The sequence below is a fragment of the Hymenobacter negativus genome, from assembly GCF_017571495.1.
Taxonomy (GTDB): Bacteria; Bacteroidota; Bacteroidia; order Cytophagales; family Hymenobacteraceae; genus Hymenobacter; species Hymenobacter negativus.
Genome location: NZ_JAGETZ010000013.1, coordinates 44,295 through 67,973, shown reverse-complemented (window position 1 = coordinate 67,973; position 23,679 = coordinate 44,295). Strand labels below are relative to the sequence as shown.

19 protein-coding genes and 1 pseudogene are annotated in these 23,679 nt (G+C 59.0%); 17 read left to right on the top strand and 3 right to left on the bottom strand.

The features are described 5' to 3' along the window. Window positions 1-134 precede the first annotated feature (134 nt). Both J4E00_RS22355 and J4E00_RS22350 read right to left on the bottom strand, forming a co-directional pair. On the bottom strand, window positions 135-854 hold the full coding sequence (locus tag J4E00_RS22355) for a CDP-alcohol phosphatidyltransferase family protein (RefSeq protein ID WP_208177505.1): 720 nt from the start codon (window positions 852-854) through the stop codon (window positions 135-137). 130 nt (window positions 855-984) lie between these two features. Next, a complete protein-coding gene (locus J4E00_RS22350; RefSeq protein WP_208177504.1) occupies window positions 985-1,626 on the bottom strand; it encodes an MBL fold metallo-hydrolase in 642 nt (213 codons plus the stop codon). Between the two features lie 80 nt (window positions 1,627-1,706). Here J4E00_RS22350 and J4E00_RS22345 point away from each other — a divergent pair, with 80 nt between their 5' ends. The 10 genes and pseudogenes from J4E00_RS22345 to J4E00_RS22300 all read left to right on the top strand — a co-directional run bounded on the left by J4E00_RS22345 (window position 1,707) and on the right by J4E00_RS22300 (window position 15,100). Further along, window positions 1,707-2,783, top strand: coding sequence for an NAD(P)/FAD-dependent oxidoreductase (locus tag J4E00_RS22345; RefSeq protein ID WP_208177503.1), 1,077 nt, complete (start codon window positions 1,707-1,709; stop codon window positions 2,781-2,783). Window positions 2,784-2,970: 187 nt separating this feature from the next. After that, window positions 2,971-6,231: a PD40 domain-containing protein gene (locus tag J4E00_RS22340; protein WP_208177502.1), complete on the top strand. Its 3,261-nt coding sequence runs from the start codon at window positions 2,971-2,973 to the stop codon at window positions 6,229-6,231. A 123-nt stretch (window positions 6,232-6,354) separates the two neighbouring features. Then, entirely contained in the window at window positions 6,355-7,884 is a 1,530-nt protein-coding gene (locus tag J4E00_RS22335) for a T9SS type A sorting domain-containing protein (protein ID WP_208177501.1), read from the top strand. Between the two features lie 56 nt (window positions 7,885-7,940). Next, window positions 7,941-8,609, top strand: coding sequence for a heme exporter protein CcmB (locus J4E00_RS22330; RefSeq protein ID WP_208177624.1), 669 nt, complete (start codon window positions 7,941-7,943; stop codon window positions 8,607-8,609). Window positions 8,610-8,630: 21 nt separating this feature from the next. After that, on the top strand, window positions 8,631-9,386 hold the full coding sequence (gene ccsA, locus J4E00_RS22325; RefSeq protein WP_236050045.1) for a cytochrome c biogenesis protein CcsA: 756 nt from the start codon (window positions 8,631-8,633) through the stop codon (window positions 9,384-9,386). Further along, entirely contained in the window at window positions 9,376-9,624 is a 249-nt protein-coding gene (locus J4E00_RS22320) for a CcmD family protein (RefSeq protein ID WP_236050043.1), read from the top strand. Before ccsA (J4E00_RS22325) ends, J4E00_RS22320 begins: the two co-directional genes overlap by 11 nt. Window positions 9,625-9,732: 108 nt before the next feature. Then, entirely contained in the window at window positions 9,733-10,161 is a 429-nt protein-coding gene (locus tag J4E00_RS22315) for a cytochrome c maturation protein CcmE (RefSeq protein WP_208177500.1), read from the top strand. Between the two features lie 166 nt (window positions 10,162-10,327). Next, on the top strand, window positions 10,328-11,416 hold the full coding sequence (locus J4E00_RS22310) for a hypothetical protein (RefSeq protein ID WP_208177499.1): 1,089 nt from the start codon (window positions 10,328-10,330) through the stop codon (window positions 11,414-11,416). Window positions 11,417-11,438: 22 nt separating this feature from the next. After that, window positions 11,439-14,039 (top strand): cytochrome c biogenesis protein CcsA, encoded by a 2,601-nt coding sequence (ccsA, locus tag J4E00_RS22305; protein WP_208177498.1) that lies wholly within the window; start codon window positions 11,439-11,441, stop codon window positions 14,037-14,039. A 306-nt stretch (window positions 14,040-14,345) separates the two neighbouring features. Further along, window positions 14,346-15,100, top strand: a pseudogene (locus tag J4E00_RS22300) (IS5 family transposase). Between the two features lie 112 nt (window positions 15,101-15,212). Here J4E00_RS22300 and J4E00_RS22295 read toward each other — a convergent pair. Further along, a complete protein-coding gene (locus J4E00_RS22295) occupies window positions 15,213-18,830 on the bottom strand; it encodes a T9SS type A sorting domain-containing protein (RefSeq protein ID WP_208177497.1) in 3,618 nt (1,205 codons plus the stop codon). 223 nt (window positions 18,831-19,053) lie between these two features. Here J4E00_RS22295 and J4E00_RS22290 point away from each other — a divergent pair, with 223 nt between their 5' ends. From J4E00_RS22290 to J4E00_RS22260, 7 genes are all read left to right on the top strand, one after another. After that, complete coding sequence (locus J4E00_RS22290) at window positions 19,054-19,854, top strand: Rossmann-like and DUF2520 domain-containing protein (RefSeq protein ID WP_208177496.1); 801 nt, start codon at window positions 19,054-19,056, stop codon at window positions 19,852-19,854. 69 nt (window positions 19,855-19,923) lie between these two features. After that, window positions 19,924-20,259, top strand: coding sequence for a 2Fe-2S iron-sulfur cluster-binding protein (locus J4E00_RS22285; RefSeq protein ID WP_208177495.1), 336 nt, complete (start codon window positions 19,924-19,926; stop codon window positions 20,257-20,259). A gap of 140 nt (window positions 20,260-20,399) precedes the next feature. Continuing rightward, window positions 20,400-20,636 (top strand): Fe-S cluster assembly protein IscX, encoded by a 237-nt coding sequence (gene iscX, locus J4E00_RS22280; protein ID WP_208177494.1) that lies wholly within the window; start codon window positions 20,400-20,402, stop codon window positions 20,634-20,636. 154 nt (window positions 20,637-20,790) lie between these two features. After that, on the top strand, window positions 20,791-20,985 hold the full coding sequence (locus J4E00_RS22275) for a cold-shock protein (protein ID WP_208177493.1): 195 nt from the start codon (window positions 20,791-20,793) through the stop codon (window positions 20,983-20,985). Window positions 20,986-21,125: 140 nt separating this feature from the next. After that, entirely contained in the window at window positions 21,126-22,064 is a 939-nt protein-coding gene (locus tag J4E00_RS22270) for a geranylgeranylglycerol-phosphate geranylgeranyltransferase (protein ID WP_208177492.1), read from the top strand. 59 nt (window positions 22,065-22,123) lie between these two features. Continuing rightward, window positions 22,124-22,819, top strand: a complete 696-nt coding sequence (locus J4E00_RS22265) for a YjjG family noncanonical pyrimidine nucleotidase (RefSeq protein ID WP_208177491.1) — start codon at window positions 22,124-22,126, stop codon at window positions 22,817-22,819. A gap of 231 nt (window positions 22,820-23,050) precedes the next feature. After that, window positions 23,051-23,416: a hypothetical protein gene (locus J4E00_RS22260; protein WP_208177490.1), complete on the top strand. Its 366-nt coding sequence runs from the start codon at window positions 23,051-23,053 to the stop codon at window positions 23,414-23,416. The last annotated feature ends 263 nt before the right edge of the window (window positions 23,417-23,679 follow it).

Genomic DNA, 23,679 nt, shown 5'->3' with positions numbered 1-23,679 from the left:
TTATCACCCGCCGCCAGCATTGTCTCGCCACCTGTGTGGCCCGGCAACAGCGCCGCCGGGCGGCAGGTTCACCCGGCAGTAGCTTCTTAACAACCAAATAATCTATTTATTGTAGCTGCCACCCCAAATCTATTTTATCGCGCCGCGGTTTTTGGCACCGACATCAACACGTAGATGAGTACCACGAGCGGTACGGCGGTAGCATGCAGTGCTAGCAATAATCCTGCCGCCAGTAGCACAAAGAGAAAACGGCGCCGGTTATCGGCCCAGCGCAGGTTCTTAAACTTGAGCGCAAACAGCGGCAATTCGGCCACCAGCAAGCCTGAGAGCAGCACCGTGAGGCCCAGCAGCACCAAAGGATTTAAGATGATGGAAGTGATGCCAAACTGGTCGCTCAACAAGATGAGGGGCAACGAGGCTACCACCAGCGTGCAAGCTGGCGTAGGCAAGCCAATGAAGGAAGTAGTCTGCCGGGTATCGTTGTTGAACTTGGCCAGCCGTAGCGCCGAGAATACGCTGACAATAAAGCCTAAATAAGGCAAGTAGCTTCCCCAGCCAGCCAGCGTGTGTAATCCAGGTTCTGGTGCAGTCAGCGACTTAAGGAGAAGTTGAAATAGAATAGCGCCCGGCACCACACCGAACGACACCATGTCGGCCAACGAATCCAGGTCTTTGCCAATGGCGGAGGACACGCGCAGGGCCCGCGCCAGCAGGCCGTCGAAAAAGTCGGCCACAGCGGCGGCGCCTACAAAATAGGCTCCTAATGCCAACTGGCCGTTGAAGATGGCAGTCAGCGCTAGGCAACCAAACAGGAGGTTGATGCAGGTAACCGCGTTGGGCAGGTGTTTTTTCAAAATAATTAAACGTAACGGGGCATGCAGTGCGGAGCAGCTTGCTCGCGCTTCTACAAAGATGATTGATTACTTGCCTGATAGCACAGCTTATACCTGATTGGCATATTCAGCGGAGCTCTTCTGCAAAAGCTTAATTTAAAAACGGGTTGCTGTGCCGCTCCTCCCCTATAGTGGTGGCGGGGCCGTGGCCGGGGTACACGGTGGTCGCATCCGGCAAGGTCATCAGCTCGTGCTCGATGCTGTGCAGGAGCGTGGCATGGTTGCCACCTGGCAAATCGGTGCGGCCGATACTGCGCTGAAACAGCACGTCGCCGCCAATAACGGTAGCCGTCGGCGCATGGTAGAACACTACGTGGCCGGGCGCATGGCCGGGCGTGAAGCGTACTTCCAGCTCGGTCTCGCCAATGTGCACGGGCTGGCCGGCTACCAGCTCGCCGGTAGGCTCGGCGGGGTGGTATTGCGGAAAGCCATAGTTTGCGGCGTAGGTAGGTACGGAGCGGAGCGTGGGCAAATCGAGGCGATGCAGCAGAAACGGCGTGCCGGGCCAGGTATCGAGCACAAACTGATTGCCAAGCACGTGGTCGATGTGGGCATGGGTGTTGAGCAGCAGCGAAACGCGCAAGTCATTAGTTTCGATGTACTGCCGTAGCACCTGCTGCTCATCCGGCGAGTAGCAGCCGGGGTCTACGATGGCGCACTGCCGGGTGGCGTCATCAATCAGCAGGTAGGTATTTTCGGAGAATGTGTTGAATGTGAAACCGACGACAGTCATAACAAGGCAAGGTATTTTAGCAAGGCGGAAAGGTAAGGACGCTTGGCGTAATAGGGGGCGCTGTGCTTACCTTGCCGGCCATGACGGACTGTGATTTTCTGGTGGTGGGCCACGGCATTGCGGGCGCCACACTGGCATATGTGTTGCGCCAACGGGGCCACCAAGTACTAGTGTACGACCCCGGCCAACCCAATTCGGCCTCCAATGTAGCGGCCGGGCTCATGAACCCGGTGGCCGGCAAGCGCTTCGCCCTCAGCTGGGAAGCAGACGAATTGCTGCCTTTTGCTGCTACGTTTTACCGGAAATTGGAACAGCGCTACGACCAGTCTTTTTTTACCGCAACGCCCATTTTCAAGCTCTTTGGCTCGCTCGAGGAACAGAACGCCATGCTGGCCCGCAACGCCGAACAGCCGTGGGGCGACTTCGTGGCCAGCCTCACAACTACCGACCCCGGCCTACCGGGCGTGCATGCGCCGTTTGGCGGAGCTTGGCTGCAGCACGGCGGCCACGTAGCAGTGCGCGAAATGCTGGCGGCCCTGGCGGCCGAGGGCGCCCGTGAGGGCTGGCTGCGCAGCGAAACTTTTGACTGGGCGCAGCTGGTTACCGACCCGACCGGCGCCACTTATGCCGGGCAGGTGCGGGCACGCCACGTCATCTGCTGCGAAGGGGCGGCGGCTGTGCGTAATCCGTATTTCAAGTGGCTGCCCCTCACCCCCAACCAGGGCGAGGTGCTGGACGTGGAGTGCCCGGGCCTGAGCACGACGCAGGTTCTCAATCGGGGAGCCTATGTGGTGCCGGTGGGCGGAACAAAGTTTCGGGTGGGTGCTACGTACCGCTGGCCTCCGTTTAGCGACGGGCCGACGGCTGTGGGCCGCGAAGAGCTAGCCGCCCGACTGACTGTGATTACTGACCTGCCGTTCGTGGTAACCGGGCAGCGGGCGGGGGTGCGGCCAGCCGTGCGCGACCGGCGGCCTTTGCTCGGCCCGCACCCAGTGGTACCGGCGTTAAGCTTTTGCGGTGGCTACGGCTCAAAGGGCGTGATGCTGGCCCCGCGACTAGCCGTGTTGCTGGCCGACTGGCTGGAGGGCACGGCCGAAATCTGGCCCGACGTGAGCTTGTGGCGCTACGAAAAGCTGCGGCTAGCCAGCGTCGGCTAACCGTCTTTGCGAAGCGGGGAGGCGGGTCTTGCTATTTATAGGCTTACCACCGCAACCTTTCCACGTTAACCGCCTTTTAGTCAGTATTCGTCCGCGGCTGGTGGGCGAAGCTGGTGTTTACCAAACCGGCCATATTTTTTTTAGGGTTCCGGCGGATTTATTTTCGTTTTTGCTCGTTGCTTCCATTATGATGATTTCCTTATTCACGAAGCGTGCGCTGGGGGGCTTGGCGTTGTTGCTGCCGCTGCTGGCTGCGCCCGCCGCCCGGGCTCAGACGGCGCAGGAGCCCTTTGGCCGGGTGCGCATTCAGTACAAGTCGTTTCGGTGGCAGCAGCTGACTACGCAGAATTTCAACGTGATGTACTACGAAGGCGGCGAGGCCAGTGCCCGCCGTGCGGCCGAGTACGCCGAAAAGGAGCTCCAACGCATCACCGCGCTCATCGGCTACTATCCGTATTCGAAGTCCACGCTACTGTTTTACAACTCGATAGGTGACCTGCGGCAGAGCAATATTGGCCTTACCGCCACCCAGCAGCAGATAAACGGCGGCGAGACCCCGTTGGCCCGCATGAGCAAGGTCCAGATTGCGTTTGGCGGTCAGGAAACGGAGTTCAAGCGCGAGCTGAGTACCCAGATTACCGAAGTGCTGCTGAACGACATGATGTACGGCGGCTCGCTGAAGGAAGTGCTGCAAAGCAGCTACTTGCTCCAGTTGCCCGACTGGTTCATCAAGGGGGCCTCGACCTATGCGGCCGAGGGCTGGAGCGTGGACATGGACGGCTATATGCGCGACATGAGCAAACAGTACCCTACTGGCAACCGCACAGCCCCGTTCTTCCTGCGCAACTCTACGCTGGCTGGCCAAAGCATCTGGAACTATGTGGCCGAGCGCTACGGCTACACCACTATTCAGAACATTCTGAACCTCACGCGCATTACCCGCGATGTGGAAGTAGGCATCAGTTCTTCGCTGAACGTGCCTTTCAAGGTATTTCTGAAGGACTGGCTCACTTATTACCGCGACATTAACGGCCAGCCCGTGGCCACGCTGGTTGAGCCCGACAAGAAATTTCGGCAAAGTGGCCGCAACCGCCACGCGGATGTGTTCTCGCAGCCCATCGTAAGCCCCAACGGCCAGCAGATAGCCTACGCCCAGAACGAGGGTGGCCGCTACCGCGTGGTAGTAGTGGACCGCACCGGCAAGCACCGCCGCATTCTGAGCCGGGGCGGCTACAAAACCCCGGACCAGCAAGTGGAAACCCGTCTGCCCATTTTGGCTTGGCGCGGCAATGGCCAAGTGGCGGTGGCCGAGATGAAGCGGGGCGAGATGGCCCTACACCTGCGCGATGCCGAAGGCCGCAGCCTGATACGCCGTGTGCGGGAAGCCATTCAGTTTTCGCGGCCAGCCTCACTCTTCGCGGCCTACGACCAGATTCTGAGCATGAACTACTCACCCGATGGGAAGGCATTGGCTTTTAGCGCGGTGCGCAACGGGCAGAATGACATTTACCTACTTCGTGCTGGTAGCCGGCAGGTAGAGCAGCTCACCAATGACTTGTTCGATGATGTGCAGCCGGTGTTTCTACCCGGTGGGCAGGGCCTAGTATTCAGTTCTAACCGCTACCTGGATTCGGCAGGGCAGGCCCGGCCGGCGTATTTCCAGAACGTGGTGAATAACTACGATTTGTTTGAGTACCACCTCGATGGCCGACCGACACCGGTGACCACGTTGGTCAGCACCATTTCAAACGAAACCCGGCCCCGCGCCATCTCCGACGACGAAATTCTCTTTCTTGGCGAAGAGAGCGGCGTGCGAGCTGTGTATCGTTACTCACTGAAAACCAAACAGAAAACGCTACTCACTAACTGGCTAGCCAATACGCAGGATTTCGATTACAACCCGGCCACTTCGGCCCTGGTGTTTGTGGCCCCAGCCCAGGCCCGCGATATTCTGTACGTGTATCCCGAGTACCCGCTGCCCACCACGCTACCCCTCACCAAAACCGCTCGTCAGCAAACGCTGGAAGACCGGTCGGTGGCTGTTGCCAAACCGGCAACTCCCAAGCCCGCCGCACCCGTAGCCGCCGCTGCTACAGCCCCGGCTGGTACCGATACAACGTCGGCTCCCGCAACGCGTCGCCCCCTGCGCAAAGCCAATGAGGCCGTGAATACCAGCGACTACCAGTTTGAGGAAGATGAGCCCGTGTCTGCGGTTAAGCGCCGCCGCTCGACGGCAACGCCGGCTTCTACTGCAGCAGCGGCAGCAGCCAAAGCTCAGGCAGAAGCTCCTGCCATCACCGGCCCCTACCGCTACGACACCCGTTTCATGGCCGACAACGTATCGACGGCCCTGTACGTGGACCCGCTGCTGGGCCTGGGCCTGCAATTCAGGGCAGCGCTGACGGATGTATTGGAAAATCAGCGCATTGATGCTAGTCTGTTTGGCTTGTTCGACTTGCGTACCAGCAACATGCGGGCTTCCTATACTAACCTGACGCACCGCTACGACTGGGGCGTGTCTTATCAGAAACAGGCCTACTTCTTCGATTTGGAAGCCGGTCGCTTCCGCTACGGCCGGCACGAGGTAGCGACTACCATTGCCTACCCACTCACGCACAACCTAAGTGTGCGGGGCGGCCCGCGCTTCGTCACTATTTCGCGCACCCAGCTCGGCAATGTATCGACGGAGCAGGACTTAAGCACCAATTACATTGGCTACAATGGCGAGCTGGTGTTTGACAACAGCGTGGCGACCGGTGTAAACATGGTGCACGGGACCCGCATGAAAGCCAGCTTGCTGAACATGACCAACATGAATGACGGCGGGTTGAGCTTTGGTAAGTTCGTGATTGACCTCCGGCACTACCAGAAAATCAGCCGGTCTATTGTGTGGGCGAACCGGGCCAGCTACGGCCAGTTTTTTGGGGCGCGGGAACAGATATTCCGCCTGGGCGGCATGGACAACTGGCTAAACGCCGGGTATCAGGATGGTGGCCGCTCCACCCCATTTGCTCCCGACCAGACCTTTTACCAGGATTTCGTTACCAACCTGCGCGGATTCGATTACAGCGCCCGCACTGGCCCTCGCTACGTGCTGTTCAACAGTGAGCTGCGCATTCCTATTGTACAGTATTTCGCGCACCGTCCCATCTATTCGGGCTTCTTCCGCAACTTGCAGCTTACCGGCTTCACCGATATCGGCACGGCCTACTCAGGCACCAATCCGTTCAGCACCGACAACTCTGCCAACACGGAGATAAAGCCCGGCAACGGCAGCTACTTCTCCGCCACGGTCATTAACTTCCGTAACCCCTTCCTGATTGGCTACGGCGCGGGCATTCGCACCACGCTGCTAGGGTTTTATGGCAAGATGGACGTAGCCTGGGGCCAGCAGGACTACATAACCAGCGGCCCGAAATTCTACTTCACGCTGGGCTACGACTTTTAGCAGTTAATTTAACGAATCTTGAAAAGGCTCCTGGCTTAATTGCCAGGGGCCTTTTTCGTTGGGTGCCAAGGCTGATATCAGTGGTTTTGCGTTCTTTGTGTTCTAACCTTAGTCCTTTCCGCTATGAAAAAGCTGCTACTTTCTGGCCTAATACTCACACTTGCTGGTACCAATGCCCATGCCCAATTTCAAACGCCCGGCACCGGCGTGCGCTGGACCTTGGCTCAGTTGGCAGCCGCGCCTGGCTCCAATGTGGTGCTTTCCAGCCCCGGCATCTATGCCGTAAATGGTAACCTGCGCCTCAGCCCTACCGATACGCTGACTATTACCACCAACGCCACCCTGCGCTTAGCGTCGCTGGCCCAAGTGAACGTCGATGGTGTACTGCTGGTCAACCCGAGTGACTCCGTCAAAATCACGGCGCAGGTGGCTACGGCGCCGTTTCATAGCTTTTGGTTTTCGGCTACTAGCCAAGGCTCGCGGCTCCGCAAAACCATTGTGGAATACGGCGGCGGTATCAAAACTGTCGACTGCGACCTGCTGCTGGACAGCTGCGTAGTACGCTATCAGGTGTCACGTATCGGCACTGTCAACACCAACAGTGGGGCCATCAGCCCGTCGGGCGGAGCGCCACGTATCCTTAACTGCCATATCTATAGCAATGCTCGCTCTGGGGTTCTAAGTCCATCTAATCGGAATACTTCACCCACTATTCAGAACTGTGTTTTCCGCAACAACGACACCGAAAACGCTAATTATCCACAGATTAACCTGGGCATTGGCGGGGCCACACCCATCGTAATTGAAGAGTGCCGCGTTATCGGGGGTAGCTACAATATGGCCGGAGGCATTTCGGTTTCCAACCTGGTGGGTGCAGTTGGTACCACGCAGGTGCGCATCCGTCAGAACCGCATTGCCAACAACCGCTACGGCATTGCGCTGCTGGGCTCGGGTATTAGTGCAGTTATTACGCGCAATATTATTGAGAATAACAACATCAACCCCAATGCTAACACGGGGGGCAGCGGCATCAACCTGCAAGGCGGCGCGACGCTCACCGGCGTGGCCAGCCGCAATGTGCTGCGCGGCAACCTTTGGGGCGTAACCGTGCTGCGCACCTCCACTACTAGCACCACGCCCGGCCCTACCATGAGCTTCGGCGACGCCAGCAGCACCGACAGCCTGAATATAGGCCTCAACCAGCTTTATAGCAACGGCAACGGTGGTCAGGTGTACGACTTCTACTTGAACATGCCCGACAACATGTTGGCCCAGAACAATGACTGGGGCACCAACTCGGCCGCCGTAGCCGAAAGCCACATCGTGCATCAGGTCGACCAGCCCGCGCTGGGCCTGCTCAACTTCATGCCTATGCGGCCTACCACCGTGCTGGCCGCCCGCCCTGCCTCAGTACTGGAACTGGCCACCTATCCGAACCCCGTGCGCGATGCACTGACCCTGCGCCTGCCCAACAATGCGCCGGTCAGGTTGTCACTCCGCAATGCGCTGGGCCAGGTGGTTTATGCGGCGGAGGCCACGCCTGCCAACGGACAACTCACGCTTCCAGCAGACCGGTTGACTCAAGGTCTTTACGTGCTGACCGTAAGGCAGCAAGACCGGACGGCTACCGCAAAAGTGGTCGTAGGGGAATAATTCGGGGTAGGTCGGACGTATCTTTGCGGCCCCAAACCGAACTTCCGACTGTGCCCCTGCTTCGCGAAATTTCCACCCTGCTAGCCAAAGACTTCCGCTTGGAATGGCGGCAGCGGGCGGCGCTGGGCGGGCTGCTGCTCTACGTGGGCAGCACAGTGTTTGTGTGCTTTCTGAGCTTCAGCCTGCGCGGGGGCACGCCCCCGCCGCCGGCCTGGAACGCGCTGCTCTGGGTCATTTTGCTTTTCGCGGCCATCAACGCCGTAGCCAAGGGCTTCATGCAGGAAAGCCCCGGCCAGCGCCTGTACTACTATACGCTGGTGCGGCCCCAAGCTGTTGTTTTGGCCAAAATCATTTATAACGCCCTGCTGCTGACGGCCGTGGCGCTGCTCGGCCTATTCCTCTACACCGTCTTCCTAGGCAACCCCATTCAGGACTTGGCGCTGTTTGTGGCCAACCTGCTGCTGGGTGCCATCGGCTTTGCTACTACGCTCACACTGGTGTCGGGTATTGCAGCTAAGGCAGGCGGCAACGGCGCTACGCTCATGGCCATCCTCGGCTTCCCGCTGATGGTGCCCATGCTGCTGCTGCTCATCAAGGTGAGCAAGAATGCGCTGGATGGGCTGGACCGCGGCGTTAGCCAGCAGTCGCTGCTCACCTTGCTGGCGCTGAACATGATAGTAGGCGCCACTTCTTATGTGTTGTTTCCTTTTTTGTGGCGCGGCTAATCGAATTCTAATCGAATACTTATGACGACAGCGGCAATTATCGGTAGTGTATCGGGCGTGGCCATGACGGTGGCGGGCGTGTGGGGCGGGCAGCGCCTGGTAGAGCAGCGCGGCGGTGGCGCAATCTGGAAAGGCCTGGCTGTGCTGCTGATTGTGGGCGCTACGGTGGCAGGCTTTTTATCCCCGGTGCCGGCGCTGCCCATCGTGAACGAGAGCATTCGCAATCTATTTTTCCACGTACCGATGTGGTTTGCCATGATTATGGTACTGCTGGTGTCGGTGTGGTATTCCATTCGGTACCTGCGCGAGCCGTCATCCCGGCTCGACGTACTGGCTCACGAGTCGGCCAAAACCGGCATTGTGCTGGGACTGTTGGGCCTAGCTACGGGTAGCCTGTGGGCCCGCTTCACCTGGGGCGCGTGGTGGACACCCGACCCGCGCCTGAACGGGGCGGCCGTGGCCATGCTTATCTACGGGGCTTACCTGGTGTTACGCGGCTCGTTTCAGGATGAGCAGCAACGGGCTCGGGTCTCGGCCATTTACAACATTTTTGCTTTTGCGGCAGCTATTCCACTGCTGTTTGTGCTGCCCCGCCTTAGTGGGCCCTCGCTGCACCCCGGTCAGACCGGCAACCCCGGCTTCAACCAATATGACCTCGACAACACTATGCGCAAGGTGTTTTACCCAGCCGTTATTGGCTGGATTCTATTTGCCTTCTGGGTGGCGCAGGTCAGCAGCCGCTACGTTTTCCTGAAACTGAAACATGATGAACAATAAGCTTTTCACACGCCCGCTGGGCCGATTCTTCGGGCTGATTTTGCCACTGCTGATGCTAGCTTCATTGGCTTTCGCGCAGGCCCCCGAGGTGGCACCTGCCATGGCCGACGACCTGCGCGCCAGCGGTAAAATCTACGTGGTGGTAGCCGTGGTAGCCATCATTGTGGTCGGCCTGCTGGGCTACCTTATTAACCTCGACCGCAAGGTGAGCCGCCTCGAAAAGGAAATAAAAAACTAGCCGGGCACCTCGGCGCACCAGCGACTGTTGGCAGCCTGTAATCCTGGAAAGAAACCGGAACCCAATACTCCGTTTCAATCTGTTGAAATCAATCAATTCTGCGGTCCTATGAAGAAGTCGCACCTTTTTATTCTGGCCATTATTGCGGTAGCCTCCGCCATCATTCTCAGCACCACCGCCGATGCCAGCGTGTACGTAGGCTTCAGCGAGGCCCGGCAACGCGCCGCCGAGGGCAACAACACCAAAGTGCACGTAGTGGGCAAACTACTGCGCGACAGCCAGAAGCGCCCTATCGACCTGCAGTACGACCCGATGACGGATCCCAACTACTTCGCCTTCACACTGGTGGATAGTACGCACGTTGCACAACGCGTGGTGTATAACCAGCCGCAGCCGCAGGACTTCGAAACGTCCGAGCAAGTGGTTATTACCGGGTGTATGAAGGGCAACGTATTCATGGCCGACAACATCCTGCTGAAGTGTCCCAGCAAATACGTCAAGAAGGATTTGAAAGGCGCAACGGCTTCGGTTAAGTAAAGACAGTGTATTGAGGAATCCCTTGGCGGTCATGCTGAACACAGTGAAGCATTTCTACCGCGCACCTAATCCAATTGAGAAGATTAGTGGTGCAGTAGGAATGCTTCACTGCGTTCAGCATGACGTTCTTTTTTCCGCTCTCCGGCCCCGGCTGCTGCGGCTGCTATTGCTTTTTGCAGCCTCTGTTTCTTCGGTTGCGGCCCAGGTGCCCAACGACAACATTGATAACCGCCGCGTGCTTCGTTTGGAAGAAACCATTACTTCCAGCACAACTGGCTGCACTGTGCAGCGCAGCTGCGTAGATGAGCGCCTGACTGGTAAGTGCATTGAATACCACAACGACCAGTGGTTCGAGTTTACGCCCGAGGCGCCGGGCCGCTACTTTATCAACATCGGCGGCCAGAAATGCCGTGACGTGCGTGGTGTACAGCTGGTGGTTCTCACCGGGCAGCCCTGCCAGCCAGCCACTTATCGTGTGCTCAGCTGCACCTCGCTTGGCACCCAGGACGACGTGTTTGTGACGCTGGATTCACTCCGTGCGGGCCAGCCGTATTTGCTGGATGTGGACGGCTACCTGAAGGACTTTTGCCAGTTCACGCTGCAAGTCAGCCAAACAGCTACGGGCATGCCTGTCAGCTATTTCCCACCTAATCCTACGCGGCTACTGCCCACGGCCAGCCCCGTGGTCGAGCTAAGCTGGATTATTCCCGATTCGCTGGCCAGCACGCCCGGCTGCCGGGTTATGCGCCGCGAAATTCACCAATATCGCAGCACCGAAGTGCGCTACGTACCCGTGCGCCGCGACACCTACGGCCGGCCTGAGACCAGCTACGCCGTGGCCGATACCCTCCCCGGACCCGGCATCTACGACTACCAAGTAGTGACCACCCGCGCCGAAACTGGCCCCGCGGCTGCCCGCCTGCGCCAATGGTGGTACGCCTACGGCACGGCCGCCACCATGCCCTTGCCCGGCACCGTGCCCAACCGCGACGCAGTGGCCCTGCCGTTGCGCAAGTATCCCAACAAGGCCCGCCTTTCCATCGTCGTCACCGACCCGGCTACCGGGCGGGTGCTTCTGGCACAGCAACTCATCAACCAGCCACGCAATGCGCGCCAAGGCGAACTGCCCGTGCGCAAGTGGCAGGACGCAGGATTAGAAAAAATTGCCGTCGAAATCACCTGCCATCCCATCCGAGGGGACTTTTTCACCGACCGGTTGTTATTGAATCTACCGGCTCCGGCGGCGCGGCCGTAAATTTGCCCGATATTCTTTGCTTATGAACTTATTTATTGGACAACTGGGCCACCTGAGCGTCATCGTGGCTTTTGCGGCGGCGCTGGTGGCGGCGTATAGCTATTTCCAGTCCTCGCGGGGCCGGGCGTTGGGCGAGGAAGACCCAAGCTGGCTGCGGCTGGCACGGGGCGCGTTTTTCGTGCACGGCGTGGCCATTTTCTCGGTTATCGGCTGCCTGTTCAACATCATTTACGCGCACCGCTACGAGTATTATTATGCGTGGAGCCACAGCTCCAACCACCTCCCAGTGCAGTACATGATTTCCTGCTTCTGGGAAGGCCAGGAAGGCTCGTTCCTGCTCTGGATATTCTGGCAGGTGTTGCTGGGCTTCTGCATTATGCGGTTTAACCGCAAGTGGGAGGCGCCAGTGATGGCCGTGTTCAGCGGCGTGCAGCTGTTCTTGGTGAGCATGATTCTGGGCGTGGTGCTGGGCGGCGTGAAGGTGGGCTCCTCCCCTTTCATCCTGCTTCGCGAATTCCTTACCGACCTGCCGGTGTGGAAGATGAACCCCGACTTCGTTCCCAAAGACGGCACCGGCCTCAATGCCCTGCTCCAAAACTACTGGATGGTTATTCACCCGCCCACGCTGTTCCTGGGCTTCGCGCTTACCCTGGTGCCCTTTGCCTTCGCCATTGCCGCTCTCTGGAAGCGTGAGCTTACCGCTTGGGTAAAACCGGCTTTGCCCTGGACGCTCATCGGCGGCGGGGTGCTGGGCGTGGGCGTGGTTATGGGCGCCTACTGGGCCTATGAAACGCTGAATTTCGGCGGCTATTGGAACTGGGACCCGGTCGAGAATGCTGTGTATATTCCCTGGCTGGTGCTGGTGGCCTCGCTGCACGGACTCGTGTTGTGGCAGAAGCGCCGCACCGGTCTGCGCACTGCTTTTGCGTTGGTGGTGGCCACGTTCGTGCTCATTCTCTACGCCACTTTTCTCACTCGTAGCGGTGTGCTGGGCAATGCCTCGGTTCACTCATTCACCGATTTAGGTCTATCCGGCCAGTTGTTTATCTACCTGGCCGCTTTTGCTGTACTGGCGGTGGCGCTGTTGATTTCACGCTGGAAGGAAATTCCTGTTTCAGCCAAGGAATTGAACGCTTATAACCCCGAACTATGGGTATTCGTGGGGGCTACGGTGTTGTGCCTGGGCGCATTCCAGGTGCTATTCACCACCAGCATTCCCGTTTATAACTCCTTTATGGGTCTGATTGGCATCAAGACCAACGTAGCCCTGCCCGCCGACCAAATTGCCCATTATTCCAAGCTTCAGCTCTGGATGGGTGTATTTGTAGCCTTGCTTTCGGGCATTGCCCAAATCATGTGGTGGCAGCGCAACAACGCCGAAACGCTCATCAACTCCCTCACGGCTCCCACGCTGCTCACGCTGCTGGGCACGGCTTTGGTAGTGCTGCTGGTGCGCTACAACGGCCTAACCATCACGGCACCATACATCGTGCTCACGCTGGCGGGGCTATTTGGGGTGCTGGCGAATTTCAGCACCATCTTCAACTTGCTGCGGCGCGGCATTCGCCTTTCGGGCGGCGCAGTGGCTCATCTGGGCATCGCGCTGATGCTGCTGGGCATTTTGGCCTCAGCGGGCTACTCCAATGTGATTTCGCGCAACGTGTCGGGCCTGATGTATTCCCGCGAGTTCACCGATGAGTTGAACAACGACAACGTGCTGCTGTGGCGCAACGAAAGTGCCCCCATGCGCGGCTACAAGCTCACCTATACCGGCCAGTATTTCGAAGTACCGGGCGTACCCGGCTACGTGGATAAGCAGTTCCTGTACCGCACCGACGATGACTATAAAGCCGTGGCCCGCGCGCCCATCGCAGTAGATGGCAAGACCTACTACAAGACCGGCGACACGCTGGAAATCCTGCCCGAAAACACCTACTACCGCATCAATTACAAGGACCAGAAGTCGGGTGAGCAGTTCACGCTCTATCCGCGCGCCCAAGTGAACGAGGAAATGGGCGGCCTGCTTGCCTCGCCTGCCATTAAGAAATTCTGGGGCCATGACATCTACACGCACATCAGCTCGGTGCTTGACCCACGCAAGGAGAAGCCCTGGAGCGAGGCCAAAGAATCGGTGCTTAGCGTGGGGGACACCATCTTCCTCAACGACTACTTCGCCGTGTTCCGCGCCGTAGAAGCCGCCCACGAAACCGCTGGCCTCAACCTACAGAAAGGCGACCTAGCCCTGCAAGCCGATATGATTGTGTACGGCGAGAAGCGCCAATACCATGTGCATCCGGTGTTTGTGGTGCGCAACCGCATGGTGGGCCGCGTGCCGGATGAGGTGGAAGACCTCGGCGTTCGCATCACCTTCAACGCCGTGGACCCTGCTACCGGCAAGTTCACCTTCGGCGTGAGTACCACCCAAAAGGACTACGTGATTCTAAAGGCCATGGAAAAGCCTTTCATCAACCTACTTTGGAGCGGCACACTGCTCATGGCCCTCGGCTTCGGCCTGAGCGTGCGCCAGCGAGGCGGCAAGGGAGTGATAGCTGAAGAAGCCCCCGAAACTGAAGCTACGGAAGAGGCCAGCAGCCGTGCCGCCCGGCCGCAGCCAGTGAGCTAGCAGCACCACTCATATTGCGAAGGCCATCCTTAGTAAAGGGATAGCCTTTTTTGCGTTTAACGCTATTGCAATCCGGCTTACGGGAGCAGTTGGGATATGCGCAGTACACCTGACACTTGGAGGAAGCGACAGCGTCACCAAGTAGGTTAGTGCGGTATTCATGCGAGCTGGCCACTCGAAGAAGTTGACATTTGGATAAGTTGACATGGAATTCAGATGGTCTGGCAGGTCACTTTAGTAGGTTGATGTGTCACTTGGCGGGGTTAACAAGCTAGAAGGTGTTAACGGTAGGCAGTATGTTTAAGCATAGACTATTTGCTGACCGACGCGCAGTGGGAGCGGATTGCGCCGCTGCTGCCGGGCCGGGCAGGAACGTAAGGCGGCTGCGGGCAGGACAAGCGCCGGTTTGTGGAAGCGGTGCTCTGGCTACTGCGCAACGGCTACCGCTGGCGGGCCTTGCCCAAGGAATGGGGCAACTGGCACACGACGTACACGCGCTTCCAGCGCTGGACGGCCTCGGGCGTGTGGGCCCGGGGGCTGGCGGCCGTGCAAGCAGACGATGCCTTGCACACGCTGCTCGTGGACTCGACTACGGTGCGGGCACACCAACACGCGAGCGGGGCGCGCAAAAAAACGGACCGCAAGCCTTCGGCCGCAGCCGCGGCGGCTTGACCACCAAGTTGCACATGGTGGCCGACGCGCGGGGCCGCTTCGTGCGCGGCGGCCTGAGTGCCGGCCAGCGACACGATGCCCCGCAGGCGCTCCCCCTGCTCGACGGACTAGCCCCAGCCTACCTGATTGCCGACCGCGGCTACGATGCCGACCCGCTCGTGACCGCACTCGCGGCTCGCGGCACTCAGGCCGTAATTCTGCCCCGGCGCAAGCGCCGACACCCGCGCCCATTCGATGCGGCGCGCTACGCCCAGCGCCACCCCGTCGAACGGCTTTTCAGCCGCCTTAAGCAGTTCCGCCGCGTGGCCACCCGATATGATAAGCTCGATGCGCATTTTTTAGCTTTTGTTCTCCTAGCCGCAACCATCCTGTGGCTGCGCGACTGTTAACAGTTCCTAGTAGCCAGAGAATGCATAGCCTACATACCAACAGGTTTAACTCCAAACAAAAAGGGCCGCCCGGTTGGGCGGCCCTTTTGCCAATGTGAACGAAAGCCTAAGCCTACTTCACAATCGAAATCTGCTGCTGGGTATACTCCTCGCCGTTGCGCACTTTGATGGAGTAGATGCCCGAAGCCAGGGTCGACAGGTCCACGGTGTTGCGGAAGTTGTCTTTGGCAGTGCCGGTGTACACACGCTGACCGAGCATGTTGGTTACTTCCACGGCCATAGCCTGCTTGGCATTGGCACCGTGGATTTCCAGGTTGAACGAGCCTGTGTTCGAAGGGTTCGGGTACACGCTCACAGCGCGCTTCAGGGCCTCGGAAGTAGACAGCGGGCCAGCCGTAACCGTGAAGTCGTCTACTGCTAGAAAGCCTTGGCTAGCAGCGCTGATGGCGTGGAAGCCCACGTAGTAGTTACCAGCCGGCGCAACGATGTCGGCCACAACGGGCGTGCTGGTAGAGCCAGCGCTACGGAAGATACCGTTGTTGATAGCAGTATTGGTGTAGATAGTCGTGGTTTGGCCAGCTGGGGTCGCGGCAGAACCATACTTCACTTCTAGACCCTCCACCGACGCAAAGCTGCTGTTGGCAGCGCTCCGGTAGAAGAAGGTTACGCGGTAAGTCTGGGTAGGCGTCAGAGTCAGGGCGGGGCTAAAGAACCAGTCGTTGGCACCTACCGTGATATCGTTCGAGTTGTAGGAATATATCATGGAGTTCGGGCCCGAGCGGAACACGTTGCCGGTTGCCAAGCCGGGGTCCACAGTGCCAGTAGCACGCCAGGTGAAACCGTCGTTGTTGCTATCGGTCACGGTGATGCCGCAGGGCAGTGTCTGACCAGCCGTAATCACGTCGAAGTTCTGCGTGTAGGGGAAGGCCGTGATGACTGGCGGCGTGCAACCTGTAGTAACACGTACTGGACCAGCGTAGGCGCTCTGGTCAGTGGAGCTACAAATAGCGCGGATGTAGAAGTCGTACGTCGTGCCGCCCGACAAGCCAGCCAGTGTGTAGGTGGTGCCAGTGAAGGTAGGCGAAGTGGTGCTGCCCGTGCCGCCCGGCGTGAAGCCTTGGGCACCGTATACAATCTGGTAGCCGGTAGCACCAGCCGTCCCGGTGAAGCTAAACGAAGCTGTGTTGGCCGTAGCACCAGTCAAAGCCAAGCCCGTGGGTACGGGGCAGGTAGCGGGCGGTGCCGTTTCGGCTTCCAGCATGAAGCGGGCATTGTTGGCAGCAGCATCAACCGGCGTGGAGCTAGCTCCACCAATCACTACCGTGTAAAATAAGCCTGGACGGGCAGGAGTCTCCCCTTGGTAAGCCATTGGGAACACACCAACTGTGGTTGCAGTCGTCGTTACAATGGCCATACCGGCCAGGAAATCGCCGGCTGGCACGGGCACCGACAGGTTGAAGGTGTGCAGCTGACCCAGGTCGGCTGCCGCAATCACGTAGTCGGGCGAGCGGCCCACTACGGCGCCTGTGGTTGCGTTCAGCACTACACCGTACACGGTGGTAGTCTGCTGGCCGTTGGTTGAGCTGGGTATCAGGTCGGTATCGTTGTAGATGAAGGCGCGCACAGCGGTTACGTCGCGGGCAGCATTCACCGTGAACTTACCACAGAAGGCTACCGTGCGGGCTGTACCATTTGGAGCAGCCGGACCATAGGCGCTTGCCGGCGACACGCCGGGCGCGATGTAGGAGAAGCGCGTGGCGCTGGTAGCCATGGTCTGAGTTACCGTGTTGTTGCCGGCCACGTCATCGCTGGGCAGGCTCACCGTCACCGTGTTGGTGCCCGCGTTTGGCAGACTGAGGTTGCTAAAGGTCAGAACGCCGGTGGCGCCTACAGCCAGCGACGTCAATACTTGCGTCTGCGTTACAGTGTTGGCACCGCTGATGGTCAGCGTTACCGTAACCGGAGTTGTAATAGCGACGATGCCGGAATTGCGCACTACGGCACGCAGGCTGATGGGATTGCCCACGGGTACGGCCACCGAGCCATAGCCCTGAATCTCGTTCACGGCAAGGTCGTTGTTGGCCGGAGCGGCCGTCACGGCACCGAAAGGAAACTTGTAGATGGTTTGGCCTGCAGCCGTAAAGGTTGCTACCGGAGCACCACCTGCGACTGAACCGCGGTAGTAGGTATTCAAACGGGTTGGGTCTTCGGCCTGAACGCCGAAGGGGTAGTATGGCAGGGCACCGGTCGAAGCCGTTTGGGCCATGCCAATGAGTACGTCGCCAGCCAGCACCGTAGCCGGAGCCGAGAAGGTGAAGGTGTGGAAGACGTTAAAGTCAGCCGCCGTAATGACATAATTGGCCGAGCGAGCCAGCACAGTACCGGTCGTAGCATCAACAACTACGCCGTATACGCTTTCACCAACGGAGGTTTTAGCAGTAGCTTGGTTGCCCACGTCGGTCAGCAGTGCGGTAACTGCCGTGATGCTGCGCGGGGTGTTCAGCGTCATTTTGGCAACGTAATAGGAGTCGTCGCCGGCGTTGAAGCCACTGTTGCTGGCCAAAGCACCCGGAGTAGCCAGCGAGAAAGTGCTAGCGCTGGTTTCCATTGCCTGAGACATGGAGTTGTTGCCATTGGAGCCGTCGTTGGGCACCGAGATGGTCACCGTGTTCTGGCCTACGTTGGGCAGCGTAATGCCCGAGAACGTAGCTACGCCCGAAGCACCCAAGGCCAGCGAGGCAATGCTTTGCGTCTGGGTGTAGGTGTTGGCTCCACTAATGGTCAGGGTTACGGTGGTGGCCGTCGTTAGCGCCGTGGTACCAGCGTTGCGCACCACGCCCCGCAGGGTAATGGGGTTGTTGGCAGGCACAATTACCGAAGCATAGCCCTGGATGGCCGCTACGGCTGCGTCGTTGGCTACCGGGATGGAGAAACGATAGGTACGGCCCGGGTCGGGCAGCTGCGTCAAGCGCACATTGTGACCGTTGCCGGTGTAGGGGCCAACGGCAAATACGGTACCCGACCACGGCGTGGCCGAAGCTTTCGTGCCCAGTACCGCAGTTGCCGCGTTAGAGCCCTTGATGCCAACCAAGCAGAACTTTGCAACGTCGGCGCTGGCAACACCAGGCGTAGCCGTGCCATACACAAACTCGATTTGGTTGGTGCCTTCGTATAGTTTTGCTTGGAAAGAGAAGTTGGTGTACTGGGTGCCAATGGCGCCGCGTGCCTTATCCGATACGTTCTTCCACTGAATGGTGCACACTTGGTTTGGCGAGGTGCCCGTGGTCGTTACCCGGTACTCGGTGCCGCCAGCCGAGCCGGCGGTCAGGTCCTGGTTGAAGGGCAGTATCAGGTTGGTATCGGCTCCATCGATAGGGCCGTTAACAATGCTTTGACCTCCGTCGGTGTACTGTGCGCCGGTAGGCGCCGTGCCACCCAGCTTAATAAAGCCGTTGGTGTTAAGCACGAAGTTGGTGAACGTCGTGCCATTGAACACGAAGTTGAAGCCAATGGGCGTAGCAGCCGAGTTGGCATCATCGGTGCTGGCCGTGGCAATGGCCGTACCAGTCGTGCCCAGGTCGGTGTATGTGCCTGATGTGTTCACGACGTTGGCAGCTGCATAGCCCAGCTGCGCGTGCGCCGTGCCCACGGCTCCAGTCGCCAAAAGCGCGGCCAGAGCCAATTGCCGCAGGCGCGAGTTGAGCCCCGTGCGGTGGTATTGGTGATTCATAAGAAAAGGGTAAAATGGGTGAATACAAAAAGGAAAAAAGCGGAAAGAAATGCGGGAAATACGCAACCCCTGCATGAGGCTTGAATGAACCAAGCACTACAGCAGTAGTTTTGAGGGTACAAGTTGCTAATTTTTTGCCATACACGCGGCGGGTTAAGGCCTTTTTAATGCCGTATGCTTAATCCGCAAGCTCCTTTTTGGCCACTCAACCGCCCTGTTTCCGTTGAAAATATCCACACCGCTGCCCGTTTCTTTACGCATCGGCCTGCTCGGGGCCGGCCGTGTAGCCAGCCTACTCGGGCCGGCTCTGGCAGCGGCAGGCCATCAGGTAACGTTTGTATGGAGCCGGACCGCGGCTGCCAGCGCGGTCCTGGCGGCCCAGCTGCCCGGCGCGCAGGCTGTCACAACCCTGCCTTCTCCCCTGCCGTCCGCCGATATCTATTTTCTGGCCGTGCCCGATGCCGCCGTGGCTCCGCTTCTGGTCGGCACTGCCTGGCCCGATGGGGCGCTGGTGGCCCACTTGGCCGGAGCCCTGCCGCTTTCCATTTTCGATGTTCAGCCAGCGGTGCGGGGCGGCGTATTTTATCCACTCCAAACGTTTAGTCCCGGCCGGGACATTGCCTGGTCCACCGTGCCACTTTGCATTGAGGCCAACAGCCTAACTGCCGAAACTACCTTGCTGGACCTGGCCCGCAGCCTCAGCCAGCACGTGCGGCGACTCGATTCGGCTCAGCGGCTCAAGCTGCATGTGGCAGCTGTGTTTGCCAACAATTTCACCAACCACCTGTTGGGCATTGCCGACGCCCTGCTGGCCGAAGCCTCCCTGCCGCCGGAATTGCTGGCCCCCTTGGTGCGCGAAACCGTGGACAAAGCCCTCGCCAATCCGCCTTTCACGGTGCAAACCGGACCAGCCGTGCGGCACGATTTGCCAACCCTGGCGGCTCACCACACGGCGCTGGCGGCTCACCCGGCCTGGCAGTCGCTGTATGAGCAGCTTACGGCCAGCATTCAGGCGCAGCTTTGATGCCGGGACGGGGTGGAGTACCTTTGCGGCTTCAAACGCTGTCTTTTTTCGACTTATAAGTTTCTCGTTTTGTCTGTTCCCGCCACCACCATCACCTTCCAGTTCAGCGACGGCCAGCCGGCCCAGACCCATGTGGCGGCCTCCGGCGAATCGGTGCTCGACGTGGCCCTCAACAACGGCATTCAGCTCCAGCACAACTGCGGCGGCGTGTGCGGCTGCAGCACCTGCCACATCTACGTAAACTCGGGTGGCGATGACCTCCCCGAAATTTCCGATAAAGAAGAGGACTTCATTGACCGAGCCGAGAACCCGCGCATCAACTCCCGCCTGGCCTGCCAGTGCGTGGTAGAGCCGGATATGCAGCTCGTCGTCACCATCCCGCCCCAGCACTTTCTGGGACACTAACTTTTGAAGTGTTGAATGTTGAGTTTTGAAGGCTGAGTTAGTCACCTTCATTTCTTGTGGTTTGCGAAACAACTCGTTGAATTCAGCAGCGCCCCATCTTTTCATTCAACATTCAACCCTTAAAACTCAACACTTCCAGAATGAATCATTTCGAGCCGCCCATGCACTGGGCCGACCACGAGGACATTGCCATGGCGCTCTACGAGAAGTTTGGCGACGATTTTACCGAGGCCAAAATCTACCGCATCCGCTTCACCGACCTCATTGAGTGGGTGCTGAGCCTGAACAATTTCGACGGCACCCGCGAGCAGGCGACTGAGGGCCATCTGGAGCAGATTCAGGCCAAGTGGGTGTACGAGTGGCGCGATAACCAATAAGGACGGGGGATAACCGCCGGCAGATAGCCGCCCGAAGCCAACCCCGTGCTGGTTTCCCGCGTAAGCTGCCCTGAAGTGGACATGAAACGCCATTTCAGGCCTTCCGGCAGCCTTTACCTAGGCAGTTATCCACCTTTCCTTTTTAGTTTTTTGCATGAAAACCGGCATTATTAAATTTTTCAACGAAGCCAAAGGCTATGGCTTCGTAACCGACGACGAGACCAAACAGGACTTTTTCGTTCACGTAACGGGCCTGAACGGGACCACGGTACAGCAGAATGACCGGGTAGAATTCGAAACGCAGGAAGGCCGCAAGGGTATCAACGCTGTGAACGTTCGCAAAATCTGAGCTACACAAACAAACGCTGGCGGCTCTGCCGCCTCAAAAGCTTCTCCCGCAACGGAGAAGCTTTTTTATTGGCCTTTCCATGCGTAGTCAGCGCTGGCCCGCCACTTTCGCCGACCTTTGCGCGCCACTCTGCCCCGCCCGTGATTCCGCCCAAGCCCAAGCCGCACGCCCCTCCGCCGGCCGCTCCTGCCCCGGAGCGGCTGCGCACGGCCCTGCCCACGCTGGTGCGCTGGCCCAATCTACTTATTATGCTGCTGTGCATGGCCTTGGTACGGGTAGGCCTGCTGCAGCCCGAGCTACCGCTACGGCAGTCGCTGCTGGCCCCGCGCTTCACGCTGCTGGTGTGGGCGGCCCTGCTGGTAGCGGCGGCTGGCTACATCATCAATGATTACTACGACGTGAAGATTGATGCCATCAACCGGCCCGACCGTCTGGTGATTGGCCGGGTAGTGAACCGGCGTATGGCCATGCTGGCCCACATGGTGCTCAGCGGGGTGGGCGTGCTGGTGGCTGGCTGGCTGCATCCGGTGCTGGGCCTCGTCACGTTGGGCACAGCGTTGCTGCTTTGGGGATACTCGGCCCGGTTCAAGCGGTTGGCGCTGGTGGGCAATGCCAGCATTGCCATGCTCACGGCGGCCCTCGTGCTATTGCCCGAGTTGCAATTGCAGTTGGAGCGCCACGATGGTCACAGCAGCGTGGTGTGGCCCTATGCACTGGCCGCGTTTCTGCTCACGATGGTACGCGAAATTGTGAAGGATGTGGAGGACATGCGCGGCGATGCCCAGCACGGCTGTCGCACGCTGCCACTTGTATGGGGCGTGGCGCGTACCAAGTGGATGGCCGGCTTTTTCCTGGCTAGTCTGGCCCTGCTTACCCTTGGGGCTACGGCGCAGTTGCTTATAGGGGGGCATTGGCCGCTGGGCATTTGGCTTGTGCTACTAGTGTTACTACCGATGGCCCAGTTGTCGCGCCTGCTCATCCGGGCGGACCGGCGTCGGCACTTCAGGCATCTCAGCTCGTGGTGCAAGGGCATCATGCTGGCAGGCGTGCTGAGCATGGCCTTGGCGGGCTCGCTGTGATGAAAGGTGATGCCAGCATCACCGTTCAAAATTTTTCACTGCTCATTGATAACCGCTAATTGAAAAATTACCGCCACCTCTTTTTCGACCTCGACCATACGCTGTGGGACTTCGAGAAAAACGCCAACGAGACCTTGCACACGCTTTATGAGCAGCACGGCTTTGCCCGGTACGGCACCTTTTCCGTCGACGAGTTCGTGCGCGTGTACAGCGACATCAATCACGCGCTCTGGCGCATGTACCAAGGCAACAAAATCACCCAACCCCAGTTGCGCGAGCTTCGTTTCAGCCGCACGCTAGCCAAGCTTGGCGTGCCCGATGGCCAAGTGCCGCCCAATATCTCAGCCGAGTTTACCGACCTGCTGCCCCTGAAATCAGCCGTGTTCCCCTACACCTACGAGGTGCTCGACTACCTGAAGCCGCGCTACCGGATGCACCTCATCACCAACGGCTTCAACGACGTGCAGGCAATCAAGCTGGCCTCGTCGAACCTGACTCATTATTTTGAGTCGCTCACTACCTCGGAACACAGCGGCTACCTCAAGCCCGACCCGCGTATGTTTGCCCACGCTCTGGACCGCACTGGCGCCACCGCCGCTGAAAGCCTCATGATTGGCGACAACCTCGAATGCGACGTCCTCGGCGCCTACAACGCCGGCATCGACCAGGTCTACTTCAACCCCGAGAAGCGCCGGCACTTTGCCCAAATTACGCACGAAATCAGCTGCCTGAGCGAGCTGCGCAACTTTTTGTAGCTCTGCGCTACCCATCGGCCCCGACATTGAGTGATACATGGCAGTGGTGCACGGTGCCGACAGTCGGCTCTCGCAGGGCAAATGGAGTGACTGAGTATGTAGAAAGATTGCCGTCGTGAGCGGCGACATTGACCAGCAGCCTTTCACGGACGTGCTACGCCGCATCATGCAATAGAAGTAGCAGTCTTTGAAGAGCATCTGCCATCCGGACCACCGTCCCGACGGCGTGCATTGACCGGCACTGGCCCGGTGGCAGCTAGCAGCGGCATTGCCCCGCACCGTTACTATCCGCTCACGGCCCAGCGGCCGACCAGCGTGGCCGCGCGTTGCCATTACCGGTGCCCAGCCGATACCGACGACCCGTTCAGCTACCCGTCGATACGCTGGCCAGCCCCTTCGGCTGCAGGGGCTGGCCAGCGTATCTTCCTAACCTACAGCGACAGGGCCCCGCTCAGCAGTGCCGTGCCTGCCCTGGCCGCAGCGGTTCTAGATGCGCCGGGCTACAAGTTGCTTCCAACCCTGGCCGATGCCCCACGGCCACTCCAGCGCTACCGGCTTAAGCCGAAGTTCAGCCTGGGCAGGCGGCTTGCGCAGTAGTGAGCGGACCCAGCGTGTCGCATCAAAATGCGACAAAACCGACCAGAAGCAGTGCTGACCTTTGCGGGACTCCGTGCTGCCAGTATCGACCTATGCTTAAGCAACTGCAGACTCATGCAAATAGCCATTCAAGCACGGGGTGACCCCGCTGAAAAACAACATGTTTATGCCCTATCGCCGTACCCTTCTATAGCTGACCTTTGTCCGGCCTGAGCGGTATGCCACGTTCAGAACTTCTTCACTTTCCATGGGCTGACTTGATT